Annotated in this window: 3 protein-coding genes and 1 pseudogene; all 4 read left to right on the top strand. The window is 63.8% G+C overall.

All coding sequences use genetic code 11. From position 1 onward, the window contains the following. The first annotated feature begins 139 nt into the window (after positions 1–139). Positions 140–868: a PEP-CTERM sorting domain-containing protein gene (locus ACXWUF_RS17640; protein WP_458495927.1), complete on the top strand. Its 729-nt coding sequence runs from the start codon at positions 140–142 to the stop codon at positions 866–868. A 685-nt stretch (positions 869–1553) separates the two neighbouring features. Beyond that, the gene (locus ACXWUF_RS17635; protein ID WP_458503331.1) at positions 1554–2717 is read left to right on the top strand and encodes a cysteine desulfurase family protein; all 1164 of its coding nucleotides are present in this window, start codon (positions 1554–1556) and stop codon (positions 2715–2717) included. A 631-nt stretch (positions 2718–3348) separates the two neighbouring features. Continuing rightward, positions 3349–4248 (top strand): DUF4007 family protein, encoded by a 900-nt coding sequence (locus ACXWUF_RS17630; RefSeq protein ID WP_458495925.1) that lies wholly within the window; start codon positions 3349–3351, stop codon positions 4246–4248. After that, positions 4245–5510: pseudogene (locus ACXWUF_RS17625) on the top strand (hypothetical protein); the annotation flags it as partial. The gene ACXWUF_RS17630 and the pseudogene ACXWUF_RS17625, both read left to right, overlap by 4 nt.

Genomic DNA, 5510 nt, shown 5'->3' with positions numbered 1-5510 from the left:
ATCCCGGTGTCTTACCCGTCGTGATTCCTGAGCGAAATTCGGAAGGTATCGGCGGGGTGTTCAAAAGCGCCGGGCTGGCTATCCCTGCTATCCTTAATGCCTATATTTCATTCACCTACTTTTTGACTTGGAGATTGATGTGAATAAGCTCAAGCATTGGCTGATTGGCATGGGCGCGGCGACAAGCCTGATGCTCGGCAATACCGCCCAATCCGCAATTGTCGTCTCGGTACAATCCCCCACCACCATCGTTTCCGGCCCCGGCGCCAATTTCTCCGTCAACATCAACGTGTCCGGGTTGAACGGCGCGGGCGCGCTCGGCGCTAACGAAGTGGTCCAGGCCTACGATTTGTTGCTGGGTTACGACGCCAATCTGCTGACGGCCACGGGCGTCAGCTTCAACAATCTGGGGGGGGTCGCCGATACCGGCCCTATTCAGCTTTCTGATCTGGCATTCGACCCCAGATACTCGCCCGACCCCCCCTATGATCCGCTGGGATATCTAGGTTCCTACACCTCGGCGGTGCGGTTTAGCGAGATTGTCGGATTCGATATCGATACCGGCACATTGGACGGGTACCAGGGGGATTCGCTGACCCTGGCGACCATTTCCTTCGCGGTGAAGAACGTGGCCCCGCCGATTTTCTCCACCGACCTGGCGGTGATTGATTACACCGGTTACGCGGGAAGCATTTTCCCCTTTGACCTGAAGGGCCTCGACGGCGTGAACCCGCTGCTGGTCTCGCTCGCCGATGGCATTGTGACGACACAAAACCAAGCGGTGCCGGAGCCCGCGACCCTGCTGCTAGTGGCGCTGGGGGCTGGACTCATGGGCCGGGGCGGTAGGGGACGCGAACGGGTGGCCTAATGCCGCGCCGGGAATCACGGCCATAACGTTGGAGAGCATAAGAATCCGGGGGAGATGAGCGGGGTCGAGCCGGTCATGCGGGTCCGGCGAGGCGGATCGACCGATCATGGACTGGCGGAAAACAGGTGTTTTTCGGCGGAGTGATCGCGCCGCGCCGATGTGGCCTCGTATCCCCGGATTACCCCCGAAATCCTGTCCGAAAAACCCTGCCGCATTGTCGTACCCCGGGAGGGGGCCACAGTTTCTCCACCCGGCTCTTCGCCGCCCTGTCCGCCGAGCGGCTCGCGGCCTATCAACAGGGTCTCGGCCCCGTCGGCGACCCCGACCTGTTCGCCCATTACGCTTGGAACATGGCCTTGAGCGAGAGCGATAAGGGGAGCCTCAATCCAGGCCTCCAATGGCTAGACCAACCTATATCTCTCAAACGTGACCCGCTATAGAAAGTTATTGAGATAATCAAGTAACTATTCACGTTGATTGAGCCAAATATTTGACTAGAATCGCGGGCTGACCGCCAGCCAAGCGAGCCATAGCGTTGGCGGCGGCGACCATCCCGGCAATCGCGCCAGACACCCCGAGCGGTGGTGTCCCGGTTTGTCCGGGCATCCGGCGATGGCCGGACAAGAACAACCTCAACCCGCCCGCCCATGCCGCCATCAATGATTTTCCGGGGGACAGCGTTGTCATGAACAACGCCCCGCCCCATCCCCTGTATTTCGACACGGCGGCCACCACGCCACTCGCGCCCGGAGTGCTGGCCCGCATGGTCGAGGCGCTGACCGACATTCACGCCAACCCCTCCTCATCGCAGCACCTGCCCGGCCAAGCCGCCGCCGCCCTCATCGAGTCGGCGCGGGCCGACATCGCCGCCGAGTTGGGCTGCGGGGCCGACGAGGTCATCTTCACGTCCGGGGCCACCGAGTCGAACAACCTGGCCCTGCGCGGCGTGGCGCTGGCTCACGCCGCGCAGGGTCGGCATCTGGTGACGTCCGCCATCGAGCATAAATCGGTGCTGGCCTGTTGCGCGGCGCTGGAGCGCGAGGGGTTTGAGGCGACTTATCTGGCACCCCATCCAGGCGGCTGGATCGAGCCCGAAGCGGTGGCCCGCGCCCTGCGGCCCGATACCCTGCTGGTGTCGTTGATGCACACCAACAACGAGACCGGCGTCATGCAGCCCATCGCCGAAGTGGCGGAGGTGGCGAGCGAGGCGGGCGTGCTGTTCCATGTGGACGCGGCCCAGGCGGCGGGGAAATTCGCCATCGATCTTCGGCAAACGCCCATCGACCTGCTATCCCTGTCGGCCCACAAGTTTCACGGCCCCAAGGGCATCGGTTGCCTGATCGTCCGGGACCGCCGCCATCTGCGTTTGCAGCCGCTCATGCATGGCGGCGGGCAGGAATTCGGCCTGCGTCCCGGCACTTTGCCCACCCACCAAATCATCGGACTTAGTGCGGCACTGTCGCTGGCCGCAGCGCGGCGGAACACCGATTTGCCGCAGGTCGCGGCGCTCAAGCGGCAATGCCTTGAAGAATTGGCCGGACATCTGCCGGTGCGGGTGCATGGCGATTTAGAGCGCGGTTCCCCCTACATCGTCAATTTTTCCATTGAGGGCGTCGGCAGCGACGCCTTGCTGAATCAGTTGGCGGGGGAGCTTGCCATCGCGTCCGGGTCGGCCTGCGCGTCGGGCGCGATTGAACCTTCCCATGTGCTGCGGGCGATGAGGATTGAAGGCGGGGCGCTGTATGGCGCGGTGCGCCTGAGTTTTAGCCGTGACCACACGCAAGCGGATGTATCCGCCGCCGTGGCGCGGATTGTGGCGGCGGTTGGCCGGATGCGGATTTTGGAGTGATCCGGGGTGGGTGTTTCGAATTCGGAAGGAGACTTAGCTGCTGCGGTTGAGGCATTTGTCCGCCACTGCCTGAACGCTTCCGGTGCCAAGCAACCGCCCTTGGATTTGGGAATCACGACACGGGCGGAGGCAGCGGGCATGGTAGTGAAGAATCTGCCGGTTGGGCTGGATCACGATTACACCCGTCATGCGCTATTCCACCACGGCACGGAAAAGGAGCGCCTACGTGGGCAAGAACCCGTGACGGCGGAGGATTTCGCCAAAGCGCGTCAACTATTCGATGAACCGACCGCGACGGTTGAGCCCGGCCAACCGCCCGTTTCGAGGAACGGTGCCAAGCGGATACAGGTAAGGGCAGACGCGGAGGGATGGCGGTATACCGCCGTTTATGAGGTCCGGCGCACGCGAATCGTGTTGTTCACGTTGTTCAAGCGCCGAATTTAAAGGACCACCGTGCTGCCTGATGTCCCCCGTTGCCGAGTCCCCAGGCCAAACGTCCGAAACGCCGCACGGCTTGGTTTTAAGTATCCGACGATTTGACGGTGGGAACAAGTTGACCGATGGAAAGAATTCACCAACACGATGACGCTAGTTTGTGGCGGCAAAAGGCCGCATGAAGGAGTTGGATTAAGTGCGATTGAACAAAAACAAGACAAGCTTCGGACGACACGAAACTTTTCCCCTGAGATTCGGGTGGCTGACCAAGGGCTTCGAGGCCATCAAAACCGAGCCGGATTGCTTCAGCCGCCCCGAGCAAGCCATGGTGACGCTGGGGGTCGGGCGCAACATGGTCAACGCCATCGAGTATTGGCTGCAAGCGGTCGGGGTGGTGGGGATTGAGGATGGCATGGCGCGGCCCACCGAGTTGGGGGAAGCCCTATTGGGCGAAGCTGGCGACCGCTATCTGGAGGACGAGGCCACCTTATGGATCATCCATTGGCTACTCGCCGCCAATGCCGAGGGGGCCACCGGCATCTATTGGTTCTTCAACCGTTACGCCCTGCCCCGGTTCTATCACGACGAGGTGCTGCGGGCGCTGGGCGAGTTCGTCGAGCACGAGATCAAGCCGGGCCGCTCGGGCAGCACCCTGAAATCGGAGGCGTCCACCCTGTTGCGCCTGTATGCCCCGGAGGCCGGGCGCGGCGACGAACACCTGGATTCCCCGCTGGCCTCCCTGCGGCTGATCGAGCCGGACAGCGGTGGCGGCTATCGCAGCCCGCGAGTGATGCGCCCCTTCCTGCCGCCGGTGGCCCTGCATTTCGCGCTCGCGCAGCGCTTCGCCGCCGATCCGGACGCCGCCGCGTTGCCGGTACGGAGCGTGCTGTACGGCGACGCTGGCTGGGCCGCGCCGGGGGCGGTGTTCCGGTTGAGCGAGGAAGGATTGATGGCGACCCTGGGCAAGGTGCTGGAGCGCTACCCGCACGCCTACGAACTGCGCGACACCGCCGGGCTTCATCAAATCTACCGGGGCCAGCACGCGCCGGACCCGCTGGCCGTGCTACGCCGCCACTATCAGGGAGGCGTGGCATGAGCGGCCTGGATCAATTCGTTCGGATCAAGTCCACCTTCACCCGCTCCATCAACCTGGCGCGGGACGCCGGGAATCTGGACGTGCTGCGGGCCTATGTGCCCACCTCGCGGGCCGTGCAAGCCCTGACCCAGATCGCCGACGGCCTGAATGGCGCGGCCTGTGGGCGTGCCCTGGCCTTGATCGGTCCCTATGGCTCCGGCAAATCGGCCTTCGCGCTGTTCCTTGGCGCCTTGCTGTCGCCGGAACCGGACGAAGCCCGCCGAATCGCCGCCGACCTGCTCCGCGCCGAAGAGCCGGCGTTGGCGCGGCGCTTCGCAGAAGCCCTGGATGGGCGACGCGGTTGCCTGCGGGTGCAGGTCAACGGCATCCCCGATTCGCTGGTCCGGCAACTGCTGACGGCGTTGGCGGTGGCGGTCGAGCACGCCGGGCTGTCCGCCGCGCTGGCGTCCAACTGCCGCGCCGCCGCCAAGGCCGGTACGCCCCAGGATCAAGTGCTGGCGCTGTTCCGGCGGGCGCAAAGCGAATGGGCGGACGCGGGCGGCGGTGGCGTGTTGGTGGAAATCGACGAGTTGGGCAAGTTCCTGGAATACGAGTCCTACCATCCCCAGCACCGCGAAATCCACCTGCTGCAATTGCTGGCGGAACACGCCCAAACCGCCCACCGCGCCCCGCTGCATCTGCTGGTGATGCTGCATCAAGCCTTCGAGCATTACAGCCACCGGCTGGGCAAGCAGCTAAGGGATGAATGGCAGAAGGTCCAGGGCCGCTTCAACACGCTGGCCTTTCTCGAATCGCCCGAGCAATCCTTGGCGCTTGTCGGTGCCGCCTTCGAGCCACCGGATGGGCGGCTGTCCGACGTCGTGATAGACGCCCTGGAGGATTGGACCCCGCTTTTGGCGGCGCAAGGGGCGTTGCCCGCTGGCTTCGACGAGGCTCAGGCCCGCAGGCTATTCCGCCGCTGCTATCCGCTGCATCCCTTGACCCTGTTGATTCTGCCGGTGCTGTGCCAGAAGGCCGCGCAGAATGAGCGCACCCTGTTTTCCTATCTCGGCAGCGGTGAGCCGTTCGGGCTGCGGGAACGGCTGGGCAAGATGGGCCTGGGCGAGTGGGTCGAGCCGTGGCAGTTGTATGACTATTTCATGTCCAACCCGGCGGGCAGTTTCTCCGACCCGTTGACCCAACACCGTTGGAGCGAAGTCGCCACCGCGTTGGAACGCTTCGACGGCGACCATGCCAGTCCCGCCGCCCGCCTGTTGAAAACC

The sequence above is a fragment of the Methylomagnum sp. genome, from assembly GCF_054333355.1.
This window is presented reverse-complemented; position numbering and strand designations above follow the sequence as displayed.

Excerpts from the sequence above, each read along its gene's own strand:
- ACXWUF_RS17635 (WP_458503331.1), top strand. The coding sequence starts at position 1,554 with ATGAACAACGCCCCGCCCCATCCCCTGTATTTCGACACGGCGGCCACC.